Source organism: Streptomyces sp. NBC_00647 (assembly GCF_045207245.1).
Classification (GTDB): domain Bacteria; phylum Actinomycetota; class Actinomycetes; order Streptomycetales; family Streptomycetaceae; genus Streptomyces.
The window spans coordinates 7323224-7344091 of sequence record NZ_CP109040.1; the positions used below are offsets into that span (position 1 = coordinate 7323224).

General features: G+C 66.2%; 13 protein-coding genes, 1 tRNA gene and 3 rRNA genes. 13 read left to right on the plus strand and 4 right to left on the minus strand.

Annotated elements, in window-relative coordinates; translation table 11 throughout:
• Positions 1–339: 339 nt before the first annotated feature.
• On the minus strand, positions 340–636 hold the full coding sequence (locus OG788_RS32270; protein ID WP_406374729.1) for a DUF397 domain-containing protein: 297 nt from the start codon (positions 634–636) through the stop codon (positions 340–342).
• Between the two features lie 266 nt (positions 637–902).
• Here OG788_RS32270 and rpsO point away from each other — a divergent pair, with 266 nt between their 5' ends.
• The 5 genes from rpsO to OG788_RS32295 all read left to right on the plus strand — a co-directional run bounded on the left by rpsO (position 903) and on the right by OG788_RS32295 (position 6424).
• Positions 903–1193 (plus strand): 30S ribosomal protein S15, encoded by a 291-nt coding sequence (gene rpsO, locus OG788_RS32275; protein ID WP_081219736.1) that lies wholly within the window; start codon positions 903–905, stop codon positions 1191–1193.
• A gap of 362 nt (positions 1194–1555) precedes the next feature.
• Positions 1556–3772, plus strand: coding sequence for a polyribonucleotide nucleotidyltransferase (locus OG788_RS32280; protein ID WP_351552958.1), 2217 nt, complete (start codon positions 1556–1558; stop codon positions 3770–3772).
• Positions 3769–5148 (plus strand): pitrilysin family protein, encoded by a 1380-nt coding sequence (locus OG788_RS32285; protein ID WP_351552961.1) that lies wholly within the window; start codon positions 3769–3771, stop codon positions 5146–5148. The genes OG788_RS32280 and OG788_RS32285 overlap by 4 nt, the downstream gene beginning before the upstream one ends.
• A 38-nt stretch (positions 5149–5186) precedes the next feature.
• Entirely contained in the window at positions 5187–5939 is a 753-nt protein-coding gene (dapB, locus tag OG788_RS32290; protein ID WP_266763348.1) for a 4-hydroxy-tetrahydrodipicolinate reductase, read from the plus strand.
• Between the two features lie 32 nt (positions 5940–5971).
• A complete protein-coding gene (locus OG788_RS32295) occupies positions 5972–6424 on the plus strand; it encodes a hypothetical protein (protein WP_266763349.1) in 453 nt (150 codons plus the stop codon).
• 93 nt (positions 6425–6517) lie between these two features.
• Here OG788_RS32295 and OG788_RS32300 read toward each other — a convergent pair whose 3' ends face one another.
• A complete protein-coding gene (locus OG788_RS32300; RefSeq protein ID WP_406374730.1) occupies positions 6518–7075 on the minus strand; it encodes a hypothetical protein in 558 nt (185 codons plus the stop codon).
• 90 nt (positions 7076–7165) lie between these two features.
• Positions 7166–7405, minus strand: coding sequence for a hypothetical protein (locus OG788_RS32305; RefSeq protein WP_266763351.1), 240 nt, complete (start codon positions 7403–7405; stop codon positions 7166–7168).
• Positions 7406–7641: 236 nt separating this feature from the next.
• Here OG788_RS32305 and thyX point away from each other — a divergent pair, with 236 nt between their 5' ends.
• The 8 genes from thyX to OG788_RS32345 all read left to right on the plus strand — a co-directional run bounded on the left by thyX (position 7642) and on the right by OG788_RS32345 (position 18031).
• Positions 7642–8382 carry an FAD-dependent thymidylate synthase gene (gene thyX, locus OG788_RS32310; protein ID WP_266763352.1) on the plus strand — a complete coding sequence of 247 codons (741 nt, stop codon included), beginning with the start codon at positions 7642–7644 and terminating at the stop codon, positions 8380–8382.
• 211 nt (positions 8383–8593) lie between these two features.
• Entirely contained in the window at positions 8594–9493 is a 900-nt protein-coding gene (gene dapA / locus OG788_RS32315; RefSeq protein ID WP_266763353.1) for a 4-hydroxy-tetrahydrodipicolinate synthase, read from the plus strand.
• Positions 9494–9629: 136 nt separating this feature from the next.
• Complete coding sequence (locus OG788_RS32320) at positions 9630–11315, plus strand: ribonuclease J (protein WP_406374731.1); 1686 nt, start codon at positions 9630–9632, stop codon at positions 11313–11315.
• Between the two features lie 598 nt (positions 11316–11913).
• Positions 11914–13439, plus strand: a 16S ribosomal RNA gene (locus OG788_RS32325).
• 317 nt (positions 13440–13756) lie between these two features.
• Positions 13757–16878: ribosomal RNA gene (locus OG788_RS32330) — 23S ribosomal RNA — on the plus strand.
• 86 nt (positions 16879–16964) lie between these two features.
• Positions 16965–17081 (plus strand): 5S ribosomal RNA (gene rrf / locus OG788_RS32335).
• The 16S, 23S and 5S rRNA genes sit together here, the layout of an rRNA operon.
• Before the next feature lie 50 nt (positions 17082–17131).
• Positions 17132–17857 (plus strand): DegT/DnrJ/EryC1/StrS family aminotransferase, encoded by a 726-nt coding sequence (locus tag OG788_RS32340; RefSeq protein WP_351549839.1) that lies wholly within the window; start codon positions 17132–17134, stop codon positions 17855–17857.
• 98 nt (positions 17858–17955) lie between these two features.
• Positions 17956–18031: transfer RNA gene (locus OG788_RS32345), tRNA-Thr, on the plus strand.
• Positions 18032–18092: 61 nt separating this feature from the next.
• Here the strand turns inward: OG788_RS32345 and OG788_RS32350 are convergent.
• Positions 18093–20840 carry a SpoIIE family protein phosphatase gene (locus OG788_RS32350; RefSeq protein WP_351549836.1) on the minus strand — a complete coding sequence of 916 codons (2748 nt, stop codon included), beginning with the start codon at positions 20838–20840 and terminating at the stop codon, positions 18093–18095.
• Between the last annotated feature and the right edge of the window lie 28 nt (positions 20841–20868).

Sequence of the window (20868 nt, forward strand, 5' to 3'; positions counted from 1 at the left end):
GAGGCGCACAGGGGCAGGCGGCTGCGGGCAGGGAAAGAGGAAGGAGCAGGCGAACGGAGCAGGCGAACGGAGAAGGCGGACGGAGAGGGCGAACGGAGAAGGCAGACGGAGAAGGCGGACAGAGACATAAGGGGCCGGCGCGGAGAACCTCTCCGCGCCGGCCCCACAGTTCCCGGCGTTCCGCGGCCCGCGATCCCCGGTCGGCCGGCGATGCCGGTCCGCTCACGATGTCCGGCGGCCGTGCGGCTCGGTCGGCGCCTGCCCACCCGCGACGCCCGGTCGCGTCCGTACGCCCATGTGCCCGGTCGGCCGGTGACAGCCGGCCGCCCCGACGCCTCGCTACTCCGCCGGCGGACCGCCCACGCGCGGCGCGGGCTCCAGGTCGAACTCCCCGTCCCGGGCACCCAGCACGAAGGCCCGCCATTCCGCCTCCGTGTACCGGAGGACCGTCCCGGGGTCGAGCGACGACCGCATGGCCACCGCGCCCCCGGGCAGATAGGCGATCTCGACCCGCTCCTCGTGCTCCTCCGTACCCGGTGCGCTCTGCCATGCGACGTCCGAGATGTCCAGGGCGTAGAGCTCGTCCTTCTCCCGCTCCTTGCGCGCCTTGACGTCCTTGTCCGCTTCCTCGGCCATGTTCAGCCGGCCCCTTCCCCACGTACGAATGACCTCTGCGGCGTCACCCTAGTGGCCTGGACCACGCCGACCGGGAAGCTTCCGCGACCCTGGCAGACGCATCCGGCCAGGCTGGTACCCTGTGTAACGGCCGTTTGTGTACGCACCCCCGGAGCGCCGCTCTGGAGGCCGCGCCCAGCGGATCCCCGCCTTCCGAGTCACGGAAGCTCCCCTGAGAATTCGACCAGGGGCACTCGGTGGCAGACACGAGACTACAAGGAGTAAGCGTGCCGCTCGACGCCGCTACGAAGAAGCAGCTCATCAGCGAGTTCGGTCAGAAGGAGGGCGACACCGGCTCCCCCGAGGTCCAGGTCGCCATGCTCTCGCGCCGGATCTCGGACCTGACCGAGCACCTCAAGACCCACAAGCACGACCACCACTCCCGCCGTGGTCTTCTGATCCTGGTCGGCCAGCGTCGCCGCCTGCTTCAGTACCTGGCCAAGAAGGACATCCAGCGCTTCCGTGCGCTGGTCGACCGCCTGGGCATCCGTCGTGGTGCGGCCGGCGGCGCCAAGTAAGACGCCGTGAAGGGAGCGGTTCCCACTTCTTGGGAGCCGCTCCTTTTGCTGTATGTGCTGCCGCACGCGCTCTCTACGTGCGGAGTGTCACCGACGCTTTGTAGTGTGGTAGCACAACGCAATACGCAGGAAACAGCACGTACGAACACAGCGTGATGACGCCGTACCCGCCGGGTAGGGCATCTCACGACAACGAACGAGGAGATGCGCGCCTCGCCGCCGCCGGTCCTCGGTAGTGGCCCCCGGGCGAAAGAGCCCCGGGTGCTTCGATCGAAGACCGGCCCGCACCAGAAGGAGCGCCTCTCCGCCACCGTCCCCCTGCCACACGGGCAGGACGGGACGAAGACGAGGAGAAAACGCTAGTGGAGAACGAGACCCACTACGCCGAGGCCGTTATCGACAACGGTTCCTTCGGCACCCGCACCATCCGCTTCGAGACGGGCAGGCTGGCCAGGCAGGCCGCCGGCTCCGCCGTCGCGTACCTGGACGACGACACCATGGTGCTGTCGGCCACCACCGCTTCCAAGAAGCCCAAGGACCAGCTCGACTTCTTCCCCCTGACGGTGGACGTCGAGGAGCGGATGTACGCCGCCGGCAAGATCCCCGGCAGCTTCTTCCGCCGTGAGGGCCGTCCCTCCGAGGACGCGATCCTCACCTGTCGCCTGATCGACCGCCCGCTGCGTCCGTCCTTCAAGAAGGGCCTTCGCAACGAGATCCAGGTCGTCGCGACGATCATGGCCCTCAACCCCGACCACCTGTACGACGTCGTGGCGATCAACGCCGCGTCCGCGTCCACGCAGCTGGCCGGTCTGCCCTTCTCCGGCCCGGTCGGCGGCGTCCGCGTCGCGCTGATCAACGGCCAGTGGGTCGCGTTCCCGACGCACACCGAGCTCGAGGACGCCGTCTTCGACATGGTCGTCGCCGGTCGCGTCCTGGAGGACGGCGACGTCGCGATCATGATGGTCGAGGCCGAGGCCACCGACAAGACGATCACGCTCGTCCAGGGTGGCGCCGAGGCGCCGACCGAGGAGGTCGTGGCCGCCGGCCTCGACGCCGCGAAGCCCTTCATCAAGGTCCTGTGCAAGGCGCAGTCGGACCTCGCCGCGAAGGCCGCCAAGCCGACCGGCGAGTTCCCGATCTTCCTGGACTACCAGGACGACGTCTTCGAGGCCCTCACCGCCGCGGTCAAGAGCGAGCTCGCCCAGGCGCTCACCATCGCCGGCAAGCAGGACCGCGAGGCCGAGCTGGACCGCGTCAAGGAGATCGCCGCCGAGAAGCTGCTCCCGCAGTTCGAGGGTCGCGAGAAGGAGATCTCCGCCGCGTACCGCGCGCTGACCAAGAAGCTGGTCCGCGAGCGCGTCATCAAGGACAAGGTCCGCATCGACGGCCGCGGCGTCACGGACATCCGTACGCTGGCCGCCGAGGTCGAGGCCATCCCGCGCGTGCACGGCTCGGCGCTGTTCGAGCGTGGCGAGACCCAGATCCTGGGCGTCACCACCCTGAACATGCTCCGTATGGAGCAGCAGCTGGACACCCTCTCCCCGGTGACCCGCAAGCGCTACATGCACAACTACAACTTCCCGCCGTACTCCGTCGGTGAGACGGGCCGCGTCGGCTCCCCGAAGCGTCGCGAGATCGGCCACGGCGCGCTCGCCGAGCGCGCGATCGTGCCGGTCCTGCCGACCCGCGAGGAGTTCCCCTACGCGATCCGTCAGGTGTCCGAGGCCCTCGGCTCCAACGGCTCGACGTCCATGGGCTCGGTCTGCGCCTCCACCATGTCGCTGCTCAACGCCGGTGTGCCGCTCAAGGCCCCCGTCGCGGGTATCGCCATGGGTCTGATCTCCCAGGAGATCGACGGCCAGACGCACTACGTCGCCCTCACCGACATCCTCGGTGCGGAGGACGCCTTCGGCGACATGGACTTCAAGGTCGCCGGCACCAAGGAGTTCGTGACCGCCCTCCAGCTCGACACGAAGCTGGACGGCATCCCCGCCTCCGTCCTGGCTGCGGCCCTCAAGCAGGCCCGCGACGCCCGCCTCCACATCCTCGACGTGATGATGGAAGCGATCGACACGCCGGACGAGATGTCCCCGAACGCCCCGCGGATCATCACGGTCAAGATCCCCGTGGACAAGATCGGTGAGGTCATCGGCCCCAAGGGCAAGATGATCAACCAGATCCAGGAGGACACCGGCGCCGACATCACGATCGAGGACGACGGCACCATCTACATCGGTGCCCAGCAGGGCTCGCAGGCCGAGGCCGCGCGCGCCACGATCAACTCGATCGCCAACCCGACCATGCCGGAGGTCGGCGAGCGCTACCTGGGCACCGTCGTGAAGACGACGACCTTCGGTGCGTTCGTGTCGCTGCTCCCGGGCAAGGACGGTCTGCTGCACATCTCGCAGATCCGCAAGCTCGCCGGCGGCAAGCGCGTGGAGAACGTCGAGGACGTCGTCGGCGTGGGCTCCAAGGTCCAGGTCGAGATCGCCGAGATCGACTCCCGCGGCAAGCTCTCCCTGATCCCCGTGATCGAGGGCGAAGGCGACGATGAGAAGAAGGACGACACCGACAAGTGACGTCGAGTAGCTCCACGACGACGGCCCGCACCTCTTCGGAGGCGCGGGCCGTCGCCCGTACCCAAACCCTGATCAAGGGCGCGAACGGCATCGGTACGGTCCGCAAGACCACCCTCCCCGGCGGCCTGCGCATCGTCACCGAGACGCTCCCCTCCGTGCGCTCCGCCACGTTCGGCATCTGGGCGCACGTGGGCTCCCGCGACGAGACGCCGTCCCTGAACGGCGCCACGCACTATCTGGAGCACCTGCTCTTCAAGGGCACGAACCGCAGGTCCGCCCTGGACATCTCCTCGGCGATCGACGCGGTCGGCGGCGAGATGAACGCGTTCACGGCCAAGGAGTACACGTGCTACTACGCACGCGTGCTCGACACCGACCTGCCCCTGGCCATCGACGTCGTCTGCGACATGCTGACCGGCTCGCTCATCCTCGAGGACGACGTCAACGTCGAGCGCGGCGCGATCCTCGAAGAGATCGCGATGACCGAGGACGACCCGGGCGACTGTGTGCACGACCTGTTCGCGCACACCATGCTCGGCGACACCCCCCTCGGCCGTCCGGTCCTCGGCACGGTCAACACGGTCAACGCCCTCACCGCGGACCGCATCCGCCGCTTCTACAAGAAGCACTACGACCCGACGCACCTCGTCGTGGCCTGCGCGGGCAACGTCGACCACAACAAGGTCGTACGCCAGGTCCGTGCCGCCTTCGAGAAGGCCGGCGCCTTCAAGAACGCCGAGGCGGCACCCATCGCCCCGCGCGACGGCCGGCGCAGCATCCGCACCGCGGGCCGCGTCGAACTGCTCGGCCGCAAGACCGAGCAGGCCCATGTCGTCCTCGGCATGCCGGGCCTTGCCCGCACCGACGACCGCCGCTGGGCCCTGGGCGTGCTGAACACCGCCCTCGGCGGCGGCATGTCCTCGCGCCTGTTCCAGGAGGTCCGCGAGAAGCGCGGCCTGGCCTACAGCGTGTACTCGTACACCTCGGGCTTCGCCGACTGCGGTCTCTTCGGCGTCTACGCGGGCTGCCGCCCGAGCCAGGTCCACGACGTCCTCAAGCTCTGCCGCGACGAGCTCGACCAGGTCGCCGAGCACGGCCTCTCGGACGACGAGATCGGCCGCGCCATCGGCCAGCTCCAGGGCTCCACGGTCCTCGGCCTGGAGGACACCGGCGCGCTGATGAACCGGATCGGCAAGAGTGAGCTGTGCTGGGGCGAGCAGATGTCGGTCGACGACATGCTGGCCCGGATAGCGTCGGTCACCCCGGACGAGGTCCGCTCGATCGCCCGGGACGTCCTCGGACAGCGGCCCTCGCTGGCGGTCATCGGCCCGGTCAAGGACAAGCAGGCGTCCCGGCTGCACGACGCGGTCGCGTAAATCCCGTCTCGAATCCCGTCTCGTTAAGGAACGAAGCAATGAGCAAGCTGCGCGTGGCGGTCCTCGGTGCCAAGGGCCGGATCGGAGCCGAGGCGGTACGAGCCGTCGAGGCCGCCGAGGACATGGAGCTGGTGGCCGCGCTGGGCCGCGGCGACAAGCTGGAGACGCTGGTCGACGCGGGGGCGCAGGTCGTCGTCGAGCTGACCACGCCCGCCTCGGTGATGGGCAACCTCGACTTCTGCGTCCGGCACGGCATCCACGCCGTGGTCGGTACGACCGGCTGGACCGAGGAGCGCCTCGCGCAGCTCGGCACCTCGCTGGCGGCCTCCCCGGAGACGGGCGTGCTCATCGCGCCCAACTTCTCCATCGGGGCCGTGCTGACGATGAAGTTCGCCGAGGTCGCCGCGCCGTACTTCGAGTCCGTCGAGGTCGTCGAACTGCACCACCCGAACAAGGTGGACGCCCCCAGCGGCACCGCCACGCGCACCGCCCAGCTCATCGCGGCGGCCCGGGAGCGCGCGGGCAGCGCCCCGCAGCCCGACGCCACGGTGACCGCCCTGGACGGCGCCCGCGGCGCCGACGTCGACGGCGTGCCGGTGCACGCGGTCCGCCTGCGCGGCCTCCTCGCCCACCAGGAGGTCCTGCTCGGCGGCGAGGGCGAGACCCTGACCATCCGCCACGACTCCCTCCACCACAGCAGCTTCATGCCGGGCATCCTGCTCGGCGCCCGCCGCGTGGTGACCACCCCGGGCCTCACCTTCGGCCTGGAACACTTCCTGGACCTCGGCTGAGCCGGGGGACGTACAAGAGTTAGCCGGCAGACATGCGCGCGAAGATCACCTATGCCATCACGGCCGCCGTCCTGGTCGTCTATTTCGTCCTGGTCGGCAGCCGGGGTGTGCTCCTCATCCAGCACGGCACCCTGATCACCGTCACCTTCGGTGTCGCGGTGCTCATCCTGCCGGTCATCGGTGTCTGGTTCCTCTGGATGAACACCCAGTTCGTCCGGAAGGCCAACCGGCTCGCCGCCGTGCTCGACGCCGAGGGAGGTCTGCCTCCGGACGAGCTGAGGCGCACCGAGGGCGGCCGCATCGACCGCGACTCGGCCGACGAGGTCTTCGCCCGCCGCAAGGCCGAGACCGAGGACGCCCCCAACGACTGGCGCAGCTGGTTCCGCCTCGCGATCGCCTACCACGACGCCCGCGACACCCCGCGCGCACGCAAGGCCATGCAGCGGGCCATCGCCCTCCACGAGGGCCGGACGCTGGAAGCCTGACCGAGGTCGTACGACGAAGGGGCCGGACCGCGCTGAGCGGACCGGCCCCTTCGTCGTCGAAGCCGTGTGCGGAGATCCGCCGAGGCGGGAGTCTCAGACCCGGTGGTACTCGTCGGCCCACACCTCGACGGCGTCCGCCGCCCGGTCGAAGGCCTCCGTACGCGCCAGGAAGTCGGCGTTGTGCGTGGTCATCAGGGGCGGCACGTCCCCGGGCGCACGATCGCCGCGTACGAGCGTCAGGGCCTGTCCCTGAACCGTGCGGGGCAACCCCAGCCAGCGCACCGGCTGCTGCACCGTGCGCACCGCCACGACCTGCTCCCACGGAGTCGTGTGCGTGACCAAGAAGCCCACCCTGCGCAGCCCTCGGGCGCTGACCCACACACCCACGCGCAGCAGCCGCAGCGCGCACAGTATGGCGGCCGCCGCCCCGGCCATACAGGCCCCGGCGGCCGGCAGCGTCCCGGCCACGGCGATGATCACGGCCGCGACGAGCACGAACGAGGCGAGCAGCAGGATGAGCGCGGCCGCGCCCACCCGCCACGGGCCGGGCCGGTAGGGGCGCCGCCAGCGGTCGCGGTCGTCGAAGGGCAGCGCGACATCCTCCGCCGCCTCGTCAAAGACGCGGTCCGCCGTCAGGAAGGGCAGGGGCACGACTGATCCTCACTCAATCCACGCATGGGCTGTGCCCGGTGAGGTTATCGAGCCGGATGCCGGCTCACCACCCTTGGGGGTCCGGAAGAGTCAGCGGCCGTCCGAAGCCTGGGAACCCTGCGTCTGCGCAGGTGACTGATCCTGTGAGAGGGCGGGCATCCCGAGGATCAGGGACCCGGCGATCCCGGCGATCACGGTGAGGCCGATGAGCCACCGGCCGGTTATCTGCCCGGCGGAGGGCCGCTCGCGCGGCGGGGGAGCGACATTGCTGCGGAACTGGTCGGCTTCGGCGATGAAGGCGAACGGGACGGGCTCGCGCCGACGGAACATGGGCGGTGCTTCTCCTCTGAGGGCTCGCGAGGACACGACGGTCCGGCGACAAAGTGACTCGAACTCATCATTCTCACTCATACAGACGGTCGAATGGTCCAAGAGGTGCCCAGATTCTCCGAATTCGCAGAAGTTCGCAGGCGAATGTCGCGGCACGGCACCGAACGCCCCGTTGTCAGTGCCGGGCCGTAGAGTGGTCGCCGCCCGAGCCAGCGATGGGAAGGACCCTCCGCACCGTGACCGACACCTCAGCCGACGACCTCAAGCCCAGCTTCCGCAGCGATGTCACCGTCGAGCTGATCAAGCACACGGCCTCCGACGCCGACGTGCTGTTCGCCGCCCGTGTCTCCACTGCCGGGGAGCAGTCGCTTGAAGAGCTGCAGAAGGACCCGGAGCGCTCCAAGGGCCTGATCAACTACCTGATGCGGGACCGGCACGGCAGCCCCTTCGAGCACAACTCGATGACCTTCTTCATCAGCGCCCCGATCTTCGTCTTCCGCGAGTTCATGAGGCACCGCGTGGGCTGGTCGTACAACGAGGAATCGGGCCGCTACAGGGAGCTGGAGCCGGTCTTCTACGTCCCGGACGCCTCCCGGAAGCTGGTCCAGGAGGGCCGCCCCGGCAAGTACGTGTTCGTCGAGGGCACGCAGGCGCAGCAGGAGCTCACGGGCCGTGTGATGGAGGACTCCTACCGCCAGGCGTACGCGTCCTACCAGGAGATGCTCGCCGCCGGTGTGGCCCGCGAGGTGGCCCGCGCCGTGCTCCCGGTCGGCCTCTTCTCCTCGATGTACGCCACGTGCAACGCGCGCTCCCTGATGCACTTCCTCGGCCTGCGCACCCAGCACGAGCTCGCCAAGGTCCCGTCCTTCCCGCAGCGGGAGATCGAGATGGTCGGCGAGAAGATGGAGGCGGAGTGGGCCAGGCTCATGCCGCTCACGTACGCGGCCTACAACGCCAACGGGCGCGTGGCGCCGTAACGCGCCCCAGCGCACCGGTCCGGCACAGATGTACGGATCAGCCGAGTGAAGTGTCCGTATTGCGGCATTTCGCGAAGTTCATCTAGCCTGATCAAACGGACCCGGCACTGCTTGAACCCCCGAGCAGGCAGTGCCGGGTTCCACCTTTGTCATGCTTTGTCGTGTCCCCCGAGGGCAGACCCCGCGTTGAGCAGCGAGTAGCGTATTACCCATGGCTCCGACCTCCACTCCGCAGACCCCCTTCGGGCGGGTCCTCACCGCCATGGTCACGCCCTTCACGGCGGACGGCGCACTCGACCTCGACGGCGCTCAGCGGCTCGCCACCCACCTGGTGGACGCAGGCAACGACGGCCTGATCATCAACGGCACCACCGGTGAGTCCCCGACCACCAGCAACGCGGAGAAATCGGAGCTCGTACGCGCCGTGCTGGAGGCGGTGGGCGACCGCGCCCACATCGTCGCCGGCGTCGGCACGAACGACACCCGCCACAGCATCGAGCTGGCCCGCGACGCCGAGAAGACCGGCGCACACGGCCTGCTCACCGTGACGCCGTACTACAACAAGCCCCCGCAGGAGGGCCTGTACCGGCACTTCTCGGCCATCGCCGACGCGACCGAACTGCCGGTCATGCTCTACGACATCCCCGGCCGCAGCGGCGTCCCGATCAACACCGAAACCCTGGTGCGGCTTGCCGAGCACCCGCGTATCGTCGCCAACAAGGACGCCAAGGGGGACCTGGGCCGCGCCAGCTGGGCCATCGCCCGCTCCGGCCTCGCCTGGTACTCCGGCGACGACATGCTGAACCTGCCGCTGCTCTCCGTCGGCGCGGTGGGCTTCGTCTCCGTCGTGGGCCACGTCGTCACCCCGGAACTGCGCGCGATGCTCGACGCGTACATCTCGGGCGACGTCCAGAAGGCCACCGAGATCCACCAGAAGCTGTTGCCCGTCTTCACCGGCATGTTCCGCACCCAGGGCGTCATGACGACCAAGGCCGCGCTCGCCCTCCAGGGCCTGCCCGCCGGTCCGCTGCGCGCCCCGATGGTCGAACTGTCCCCCGAGGAGACCACGCAGCTCAAGATCGATCTTGGTGCCGGCGGGGTAGAGCTCTAACCACAGACTTCACAACTGAATACGCAAGACCCGCAGGCCGTCGGCCTGCACCCCACACAGACAACTGCTACTGCACGAACGTCACGCGCGCCACGTGCCTTGCCAGGTACGTGGCGCGCGTGGTGAGGAGAGTCTTTTGAGTCATCCGCATCCTGAACTCGGCGCACCGCCGGTCCTCCCGAAGGGCGGCCTCCGGGTCACCCCGCTCGGCGGCCTCGGCGAGATCGGCCGGAACATGACGGTCTTCGAGTACGGCGGCCGCCTGCTGATCGTCGACTGCGGAGTGCTCTTCCCCGAGGAGGAGCAGCCCGGAATCGACCTGATCCTGCCGGACTTCACGTCCATCAGGGATCGCCTCGACGACATCGAGGGCATCGTGCTCACGCACGGCCACGAGGACCACATCGGCGGCGTCCCGTACCTCCTGCGCGAGAAGCCGGACATCCCGCTGATCGGCTCCAAGCTGACCCTCGCCCTCATCGAGGCGAAGCTCCAGGAGCACCGCATCCGGCCCTACACGCTCGAGGTGGCCGAAGGCCACCGTGAGCGCATCGGCCCCTTCGACTGCGAGTTCGTCGCGGTCAACCACTCCATCCCGGACGCCCTCGCGGTCGCCATCCGCACCCCCGCGGGCATGGTCGTCCACACCGGCGACTTCAAGATGGACCAGCTCCCGCTGGACGGCCGCCTCACGGACCTGCACGCGTTCGCGCGCCTGAGCGAAGAAGGCATCGACCTCCTTCTCTCGGACTCCACGAACGCGGAGGTCCCGGGTTTCGTCCCGCCCGAGCGCGACATCTCGAACGTGCTGCGCCAGGTCTTCGCCGGCGCCAGCAAGCGGATCATCGTGGCGAGCTTCGCCAGCCACGTCCACCGCATCCAGCAGATCCTCGACACCGCCCACGAGTACGGCCGCAGGGTCGCCTTCGTCGGTCGCTCGATGGTCCGCAACATGGGCATCGCACGAGACCTCGGCTATCTGAAGGTCCCGCCGGGCCTGGTGGTCGACGTCAAGACGCTCGACGACCTCCCGGATCACGAGATCGTCCTCGTCTGTACGGGCTCCCAGGGCGAGCCGATGGCCGCCCTCTCCCGGATGGCGAACCGCGACCACCAGATCCGGATCGTCCAGGGCGACACGGTGATCCTGGCGTCGTCCCTGATCCCGGGCAACGAGAACGCGGTCTACCGCGTCATCAACGGCCTGACCCGCTGGGGCGCGAACGTCGTCCACAAGGGCAACGCCAAGGTGCACGTCTCCGGACACGCCTCCGCGGGCGAGCTGCTGTACTTCTACAACATCTGCAAGCCGCGCAACCTGATGCCGGTTCACGGCGAATGGCGCCACCTGAGGGCCAACGCCGAGCTCGGAGCCCTGACCGGCGTCCCGCACGACCGCATCGTGATCGCCGAGGACGGCGTCGTCGTCGACCTGATCGAGGGCAAGGCGAAGATCTCCGGCAAGGTCCAGGCGGGGTACGTGTACGTCGACGGCCTCTCGGTCGGTGACGTCGGTGAGCCCGCGCTCAAGGACCGCAAGATCCTCGGCGACGAGGGCATCATCTCGGTCTTCGTGGTGATGGACTCCAGCACGGGCAAGCTGACGGGCGGCCCGCACGTGCAGGCACGCGGCTCCGGCATCGATGATTCCGCCTTCGCCGATGTCATCCCGAAGGTCACGGAGGTCCTGGAGCGGTCCGCTCAGGACGGCGTGGTCGAGCCCCACCAGCTGCAGCAACTCATCCGCCGCACGCTGGGCAAGTGGGTCTCCGACAACTACCGACGGCGCCCGATGATCCTCCCGGTCGTCGTCGAGGTCTGACCCCGACAAGCGCCAACCAGGAGCGGGGCGCCTCGATTTGCATCGGGGAGCCCCGCTCCAGTACGTTTACGTCTCCGCCTGAACGGGAACCCGGCACCTTCGTGCGCCGGAACCAGTCCCCGACGGGGGCGGGAATTCCGACTCAGACATTCTGATAAAGTCGGAGCCGCTGGAAAGGGAAACGCGAAAGCGGATTACCTGGAAGGCAACCGAGGAAATCAGGCCCGAAAGGTTCTGATAGAGTCGGACTCGCCGGAAAGGGAAACGCGAAAACGGGAACCTGGAAAGCACCGAGGAAATCGGATACGGAAACGGTCTGATAGAGTCGGAAACGCAAGACCGAAGGGAAGCGCCCGGAGGAAAGCCCGAGAGGGTGAGTACAAAGGAAGCGTCCGTTCCTTGAGAACTCAACAGCGTGCCAAAAATCAACGCCAGATATGTTGATACCCCGTCTCCGGCCGATCGGTCGGGACGAGGTTCCTTTGAAAAAGTCCTGTCCCCTTGGGGGCAGGCGCATCAGCGAGGACGCTGTGAACGCCGGTCCTATTCCGACCGGTTGTTCCGCTCTCATGATGTTTCACCGGATTACCGGTAAACATTCACGGAGAGTTTGATCCTGGCTCAGGACGAACGCTGGCGGCGTGCTTAACACATGCAAGTCGAACGATGAAGCCCTTCGGGGTGGATTAGTGGCGAACGGGTGAGTAACACGTGGGCAATCTGCCCTTCACTCTGGGACAAGCCCTGGAAACGGGGTCTAATACCGGATAACACTCCTGCCTGCATGGGCGGGGGTTAAAAGCTCCGGCGGTGAAGGATGAGCCCGCGGCCTATCAGCTTGTTGGTGAGGTAGTGGCTCACCAAGGCGACGACGGGTAGCCGGCCTGAGAGGGCGACCGGCCACACTGGGACTGAGACACGGCCCAGACTCCTACGGGAGGCAGCAGTGGGGAATATTGCACAATGGGCGAAAGCCTGATGCAGCGACGCCGCGTGAGGGATGACGGCCTTCGGGTTGTAAACCTCTTTCAGCAGGGAAGAAGCGAAAGTGACGGTACCTGCAGAAGAAGCGCCGGCTAACTACGTGCCAGCAGCCGCGGTAATACGTAGGGCGCAAGCGTTGTCCGGAATTATTGGGCGTAAAGAGCTCGTAGGCGGCTTGTCACGTCGGTTGTGAAAGCCCGGGGCTTAACCCCGGGTCTGCAGTCGATACGGGCAGGCTAGAGTGTGGTAGGGGAGATCGGAATTCCTGGTGTAGCGGTGAAATGCGCAGATATCAGGAGGAACACCGGTGGCGAAGGCGGATCTCTGGGCCATTACTGACGCTGAGGAGCGAAAGCGTGGGGAGCGAACAGGATTAGATACCCTGGTAGTCCACGCCGTAAACGGTGGGAACTAGGTGTTGGCGACATTCCACGTCGTCGGTGCCGCAGCTAACGCATTAAGTTCCCCGCCTGGGGAGTACGGCCGCAAGGCTAAAACTCAAAGGAATTGACGGGGGCCCGCACAAGCAGCGGAGCATGTGGCTTAATTCGACGCAACGCGAAGAACCTTACCAAGGCTTGACATACACCGGAAAGCATTAGAGATAGTGCCCCCCTTGTGGTCGGTGTACAGGTGGTGCATGGCTGTCGTCAGCTCGTGTCGTGAGATGTTGGGTTAAGTCCCGCAACGAGCGCAACCCTTGTTCTGTGTTGCCAGCATGCCCTTCGGGGTGATGGGGACTCACAGGAGACTGCCGGGGTCAACTCGGAGGAAGGTGGGGACGACGTCAAGTCATCATGCCCCTTATGTCTTGGGCTGCACACGTGCTACAATGGCAGGTACAAAGAGCTGCGAAGCCGCGAGGCGGAGCGAATCTCAAAAAGCCTGTCTCAGTTCGGATTGGGGTCTGCAACTCGACCCCATGAAGTCGGAGTTGCTAGTAATCGCAGATCAGCATTGCTGCGGTGAATACGTTCCCGGGCCTTGTACACACCGCCCGTCACGTCACGAAAGTCGGTAACACCCGAAGCCGGTGGCCCAACCCCTTGTGGGAGGGAGCTGTCGAAGGTGGGACTGGCGATTGGGACGAAGTCGTAACAAGGTAGCCGTACCGGAAGGTGCGGCTGGATCACCTCCTTTCTAAGGAGCACTTCTTACCGATCCCTCCGGGGTGAGGTCAGAGGCCAGAACACCGGCGAATGTCCGGTGCTGGTTGCTCATGGGTGGAACGTTGATTATTCGGCACTCTCAGTCATCTCGGGCTGCAAGTACTGTTCTTCGGAGCGTGGAAAGCTGATCATGAGTGGCGAGGGTGTCGGGCACGCTGTTGGGTGTCTGAAGGTACGGCCGAATGTTGGCTGCCTTCAGTGCCGGCCCCAGTGCACTCGAACTACTGGTTCGGGGTGATGGGTGGTTGGTCGTTGTTTGAGAACTGCACAGTGGACGCGAGCATCTGTGGCCAAGTTTTTAAGGGCGCACGGTGGATGCCTTGGCACCAGGAACCGATGAAGGACGTGGGAGGCCACGATAGTCCCCGGGGAGCCGTCAACCAGGCTTTGATCCGGGGGTTTCCGAATGGGGAAACCCGGCAGTCGTCATGGGCTGTCACCCACTGCTGAACACATAGGCAGTGTGGAGGGAACGCGGGGAAGTGAAACATCTCAGTACCCGCAGGAAGAGAAAACAACCGTGATTCCGGGAGTAGTGGCGAGCGAAACCGGATGAGGCCAAACCTTGTATGTGTGAGACCCGGCAGGGGTTGCATGCAAGGGGTTGTGGGATCTCTCTTTCACAGTCTGCCGGCTGTGAGGCGAGTCAGAAACCGTTGATGTAGGCGAAGGACATGCGAAAGGTCCGGCGTAGAGGGTAAGACCCCCGTAGTCGAAACATCAACGGCTCGTTTGAGAGACACCCAAGTAGCACGGGGCCCGAGAAATCCCGTGTGAATCTGGCGGGACCACCCGCTAAGCCTAAATATTCCCTGGTGACCGATAGCGGATAGTACCGTGAGGGAATGGTGAAAAGTACCGCGGGAGCGGAGTGAAATAGTACCTGAAACCGTGTGCCTACAAGCCGTGGGAGCGTCGCGCATTGAGTTTACTCAATGCGTCGTGACTGCGTGCCTTTTGAAGAATGAGCCTGCGAGTTTGCGGTGCGTTGCGAGGTTAACCCGTGTGGGGAAGCCGTAGCGAAAGCGAGTCCGAATAGGGCGATTCAGTAGCGCGCTCAAGACCCGAAGCGGAGTGATCTAGCCATGGGCAGGTTGAAGCGGCTGTAAGAGGTCGTGGAGGACCGAACCCACCAGGGTTGAAAACCTGGGGGATGACCTGTGGTTAGGGGTGAAAGGCCAATCAAACTCCGTGATAGCTGGTTCTCCCCGAAATGCATTTAGGTGCAGCGTCGTGTGTTTCTTGCCGGAGGTAGAGCACTGGATAGGCGATGGGCCCTACCGGGTTACTGACCTTAGCCAAACTCCGAATGCCGGTAAGTGAGAGCGCGGCAGTGAGACTGTGGGGGATAAGCTCCATGGTCGAGAGGGAAACAGCCCAGAGCATCGACTAAGGCCCCTAAGCGTACGCTAAGTGGGAAAGGATGTGGAGTCGCACAGACAACCAGGAGGTTGGCTTAGAAGCAGCCACCCTTGAAAGAGTGCGTAATAGCTCACTGGTCTAGTGATTCCGCGCCGACAATGTAGCGGGGCTCAAGCGTACCGCCGAAGTCGTGTCATTGCAGCAATAGGGCCAACGCCCGCTGTGATGGGTAGGGGAGCGTCGTGTGCCGGGTGAAGCCGCGCCGGAAGGCAGTGGTGGACGGTTCACGAGTGAGAATGCAGGCATGAGTAGCGATACACACGTGAGAAACGTGTGCGCCGATTGACTAAGGGTTCCTGGGTCAAGCTGATCTGCCCAGGGTAAGTCGGGACCTAAGGCGAGGCCGACAGGCGTAGTCGATGGATAACCGGTTGATATTCCGGTACCCGCTGTGAAGCGTCAAACATTGAACCAGGCGATGCTAAGTCCGTGAAGCCGCCCCGGAGCCTTCGGGCAAAGGGGAGTGGTGGAGCCGACGGACCAGACCTGCAGTAGGTGAGTGATGGGGTGACGCAGGAAGGTAGTCCATCCCGGGCGGTGGTTGTCCCGGGGTAAGGGTGTAGGCCGTGTGATAGGCAAATCCGTCACACATCAAGGCTGAGACCTGATGCCGAGCCGATTGTGGTGAAGTGGATGATCCTATGCTGTCGAGAAAAGCCTCTAGCGAGTTTCATGGCGGCCCGTACCCTAAACCGACTCAGGTGGTCAGGTAGAGAATACCGAGGCGTTCGGGTGAACTATGGTTAAGGAACTCGGCAAAATGCCCCCGTAACTTCGGGAGAAGGGGGCCATCACTGGTGATCCGATTTACTCGGTGAGCTGGGGGTGGCCGCAGAGACCAGCGAGAAGCGACTGTTTACTAAAAACACAGGTCCGTGCGAAGCCGTAAGGCGATGTATACGGACTGACGCCTGCCCGGTGCTGGAACGTTAAGGGGACCGGTTAGTCACTCTTCGGGGTGGCGAAGCTGAGAACTTAAGCGCCAGTAAACGGCGGTGGTAACTATAACCATCCTAAGGTAGCGAAATTCCTTGTCGGGTAAGTTCCGACCTGCACGAATGGCGTAACGACTTCTCGACTGTCTCAACCATAGGCCCGGTGAAATTGCACTACGAGTAAAGATGCTCGTTTCGCGCAGCAGGACGGAAAGACCCCGGGACCTTTACTACAGTTTGATATTGGTGTTCGGTTCGGCTTGTGTAGGATAGGTGGGAGACTGTGAAGTGCGGGCGCCAGCCCGTGTGGAGTCGCCGTTGAAATACCACTCTGGTCGTGCTGGATGTCTAACCTGGGTCCGTGATCCGGATCAGGGACAGTGTCTGATGGGTAGTTTAACTGGGGCGGTTGCCTCCTAAAGAGTAACGGAGGCGCCCAAAGGTTCCCTCAGCCTGGTTGGTAATCAGGTGTTGAGTGTAAGTGCACAAGGGAGCTTGACTGTGAGACCGACGGGTCGAGCAGGGACGAAAGTCGGGACTAGTGATCCGGCGGTGGCTTGTGGAAGCGCCGTCGCTCAACGGATAAAAGGTACCCCGGGGATAACAGGCTGATCTTCCCCAAGAGTCCATATCGACGGGATGGTTTGGCACCTCGATGTCGGCTCGTCGCATCCTGGGGCTGGAGTCGGTCCCAAGGGTTGGGCTGTTCGCCCATTAAAGCGGTACGCGAGCTGGGTTTAGAACGTCGTGAGACAGTTCGGTCCCTATCCGCTGTGCGCGTAGGAATATTGAGAAGGGCTGTCCCTAGTACGAGAGGACCGGGACGGACGAACCTCTGGTGTGCCAGTTGTCCTGCCAAGGGCATGGCTGGTTGGCTACGTTCGGGAGGGATAACCGCTGAAAGCATCTAAGCGGGAAGCCTGCTTCGAGATGAGTATTCCCACCCCCTTGAGGGGTTAAGGCTCCCAGTAGACGACTGGGTTGATAGGCCAGATCTGGAAGGCGGGCAACCGCTGGAGGTGACTGGTACTAATAGGCCGAGGGCTTGTCCTCAGTTGCTCGCGTCCACTGTGTTGGTTCTGAAACCACGAACAACCGTCGTAGCTATGCCACGGCTCCGGTTGACAGTTTCATAGTGTTTCGGTGGTCATAGCGTGAGGGAAACGCCCGGTTACATTCCGAACCCGGAAGCTAAGCCTCACAGCGCCGATGGTACTGCAGGGGGGACCCTGTGGGAGAGTAGGACGCCGCCGAACAAATATTGGAGAGCTGGTCCCTGAACTTCGGTTCAGGGACCAGCTCTTTTTTGTTTTGCGTCACTTGCAGTTCACGTTGCGCGACAAATATCCACAGCATGAGTACTGCTGCAATGCTCAGGGCCGCGGGCGTCGGAGCCGGTGACGAGGTCATCGTGCCGGCCTTCGGGAACGTGGAGGTCGCCGAAGCCGTGACCCTGGCCGGCGCCACGGTCGTCTTCGCCGACATAGACCCGTTGACGTACTGCCTCGACCCTCGGGCGATCGAGGCCGCCGTAACACCCCGGTCCGCGGCGGTCGTTGTCGTGCACCGCTTCGGACGGACGGCCGACATGGTGCGGCTGCGGGAGATCGGACAGCGGCACGGGCTGCTGGTGCTGGAACAGGGTGAGTCCGAAGAGCCGTACGACGAGGTCGCGCAGCGCAGGCAGCGGGCCGCCTACCTCGACGGACGGCTGAGCGGCGTACGGACACCGGACAGCGGTGACGGCCACACCTACCAGCAGTACGTCGTGCGGGTGCCGGGCAATGGACGGCCGGACCGGGACGCGTTCGCACGTGCCGTGCGGGCCAGGGGAGTTGAGTGCCGGGTGCCGGTGAAGACGCCGGTCCACCGCATGCCCGGGTTCCGACGGGACGTACACCTTCCCGAGACCGAGCGGGCCGCGGACGAGACTCTTGCGCTGCCTGTGGACGGGACGTTGACGAAGCGGGAGATGCAGCGGATCGTCTCCGCGTGCAACGCGCTCGGCGGATTGCTGCAGCCGGCCTTCTGATCCGGCCGAATCGGTCGGTGGCCGGACTGGTTGGGAGCACGGTTCGGTTCGGGGTATGATCTATTTCGTTGCCGCGAGGGAAACCTCAAAGGTGACAGGCCCCCCTAGCTCAGTCGGCAGAGCGTCTCCATGGTAAGGAGAAGGTCAACGGTTCGATTCCGTTGGGGGGCTCCAGCAGAAAAGGCCTCCGCCCTTGTGGGCGGGGGCCTTTCGCATGTCCGGGGCCGACGGGACCTCAGTCCGTCTGGAGGCCGGGAACACGCATCGCCAGGATCGCCATGTCGTCCGACGGGGCGTCGGAGGCGAAGCGTTCCACCGCGCGCATGATGCGCGCGGCGACGGCGCCGGCCGTCAGACCCGTACACGTGGTGAGGACGTCCGCGAGGCCGTCGTCACCGAGCATGCGGGTGCCCTCACGGCGTTCCGTGACGCCGTCCGTGACGCAGAGCAGGACGTCCCCCGGATCCAGCGTGACCGTCTGCTCGTACAGTTCGAGGTCCTCCATGACACCGAGGAGCGGCTGCGGCTCGGCCGCGGGTTCGACCGTGCCGTCCTGGCGCAGGCGCAGCGGCAGCGGGTGGCCGGCGCAGACGACCTTCAGGAGGGCGCTGCCGTCCTCCTGCGGCCACAACTCGCCGTAGAGGAGGGTCAGGAAGCGGCTGCGGGCGCCCTCGTCGAGGATCGCGGAGTTCAGCCGCTCCAGGACCGCGGGGCCGCCGTAGCCCTCGCGGGCCAGCAGGCGGAGTGCGTGCCGGGCCAGGCCGGTGACCGCCGCCGCCTCCGGGCCCGTACCGCAGACGTCGCCGATGGCGAAGCCGTACGCGCCGTCACGGATCGGGAAGAGGTCGTAGAAGTCGCCGCCGACCTCGTTGCCCTCGCCTGCCGCTCGGTAGATGACCTCGACCTCGACGCCCTCGATCTGGGGGAGTTCGGGGGGCAGGAGGCTGCGCTGGAGCGACTGGCTGATAGCCGTGCGCTCCGAGTACAGACGGGCGTTGTCCAGGGCGAGGGCCGCTCGCCGGGAGAGGTCCTCGGCCAGCTCCAGGATCTCCTGGCGGAAGTGCTCGTCCGACGGCTTGCCGAGGGTCAGCATGCCGATCACGCGGTTGCGGGCCACCAGGGGGAGGACGACGGTCTCGCCGCCGACCGCCGCGGCCGTCGCCAGCGTCGTACCGATGCCGGAGGTCATCGAGGCCTGCTCGCCGCGGCCCAGGCTGCGCATGGAGGTCCTCAGGGCCGCCTCGTGGGCCGCCGCGGCGGGTGCCGACCAGACGCGGGCGCCCGGGGTCGGCACCGGGTCAGGCGGGGCGATCTTCGAGAGCAACGCCTTGAGGCCGTCGATGCGTTCCTCGTCCTCGTGCAGGACGTACGAGAGGTACGGCTCGGAGGCCTGGTCGGCGATCGTGTAGACGGCGCACCAGGTGGCCAGGGTCGGAACCGTCATCTGGGCCATGAGGGCGAGCGTCTGGTCGCGGTCCAGGGTGCCGGCGAGCAGGTCGGAGGCCTCGACGAGGAAGGACAGCGAGCCGCGGCGCAGGCGTTCCAGCTCGCCCAGGCGGGCCGATTCCACGGCCAGGGCGATGCGGTCGGCGGCGAACTGGAGGCGCAGGGCCTCCTCGTTCGAGTAGCGGCCGGGCGACTCGGCCGCGACGCCGAGGGAGCCGGTGAGGCGTCCCTCCACCTTCAGCGGGACCGTGACGACCGAGCGCATGCCGGTACCGCCGAGGAGCGGTACGGCGCCGGGGACGACCGTCAGGTCCTCGTGGACGGCGGGCATCCTGGCCGAGCCGTAGCGTCCGGGGCCCGCTTCGACGGGGACGCGGGCGAAGCGCTGGCGCGCGGAGGGCAGGCCCGTGGAGGCGCGCACCTCCAACTCCGTTTCGTCGTCGGTCGCCAGGAGCAGGAAGGCGGAGTCGCCGTCGAGCATGTCGCGGGCGCGCTCCACCGTGCGCTGGAGCAGGCCGTCGAGGTCGTCCGGGGCCGGCGAACCGATGAAGACCTCGAACGGGTCCGTGGCCTGGCCCTCGGCGTTGCCGCCCGAGTCGGAGGCGGGCAGGCGCAACGGGGTCTGCAGGACGGCGCGTTCGTGGTCGCGTACCAGGAGGCAGACCGTGGAGGGTTCGCCACCGGTGTCGCGGACCCGCAGGTGCGAGGCGTACACGGGCGTTACGCGGCCGTCGGCGCAGCGGATGCCGTAGCTGCCTTCCCAGCGGGAGAGTTGGAGGGCCTCGACGATGCCGGTGCTGGTGCCGGGGGTGTGCGGCCAGGCCGCGAAGTCGGTGAGCGGCTTGCCGGTGACCTGCTCGGCCGCGTAGCCGAAGAGTTCCTCGGCGTCTTCGTTCCAGGCGTTGATGGAGCCGGTGCGGTCGATCTGGACGACCGCCACGCGCACGCGGCCGTCGGCCAGCGGGAGCAGGTGGGCGGGGAGCGCGGGGCCGGCGGCGCGGGTGCCGACCGCTCGCTCGGGGAGTTCGAGCTGGAACCAGACCTGCTTGTGGGTGGGTGTGTACTCGACACCCCAGCGCCCGGCCAGGGCCGCGCAGAGCTGGAGGCCGCGGCCGCCCTCGCGGTCGGGGCTGCCCATGTTGATGGCCGTCCCCTGGAGTGGGATCTCGCGTTCCGGGTAGTGATCCGCCACCTCGATGCGTACGCCGTCGTCGCTGCGCAGACACAGAACGTCGGCGGAGGTGCCCGCGTGCACGACGGCATTGGTGACCAGTTCGCTCGTCAGGACGACGGCGTCGTCGACGATGTCGGCGAAGCCCCAGCCCTGGAGAGTGTCCCGGACGAACGAGCGAGCGGTCGCGACGGACCGCCCCACGGGCTCGAAACTGGCGGCCGCGCGCGCGGTGATCACAGAACTCCTCGTCCGGCTGTCGGCATGCGGGGTTCCGTGGCCGACCCGCTCCTGCGTGGGCAGAGCGTGGTTCCCTGTCGGCCGGGGATCCTGAGGCGTTCCCCCAGGATGCAGTCCGGTGGTCATGGTGCGGTGCCCCTCCGATGCCTGCCCG

Excerpts from the sequence above, each read along its gene's own strand:
- OG788_RS32270 (WP_406374729.1), bottom strand. The coding sequence starts at position 636 with ATGGCCGAGGAAGCGGACAAGGACGTCAAGGCGCGCAAGGAGCGGGAG.
- dapB (WP_266763348.1), top strand. The coding sequence starts at position 5,187 with ATGAGCAAGCTGCGCGTGGCGGTCCTCGGTGCCAAGGGCCGGATCGGA.
- OG788_RS32295 (WP_266763349.1), top strand. The coding sequence starts at position 5,972 with ATGCGCGCGAAGATCACCTATGCCATCACGGCCGCCGTCCTGGTCGTC.
- OG788_RS32305 (WP_266763351.1), bottom strand. The coding sequence starts at position 7,405 with ATGTTCCGTCGGCGCGAGCCCGTCCCGTTCGCCTTCATCGCCGAAGCC.
- dapA (WP_266763353.1), top strand. The coding sequence starts at position 8,594 with ATGGCTCCGACCTCCACTCCGCAGACCCCCTTCGGGCGGGTCCTCACC.
- OG788_RS32350 (WP_351549836.1), bottom strand. The coding sequence starts at position 20,840 with ATGACCACCGGACTGCATCCTGGGGGAACGCCTCAGGATCCCCGGCCG.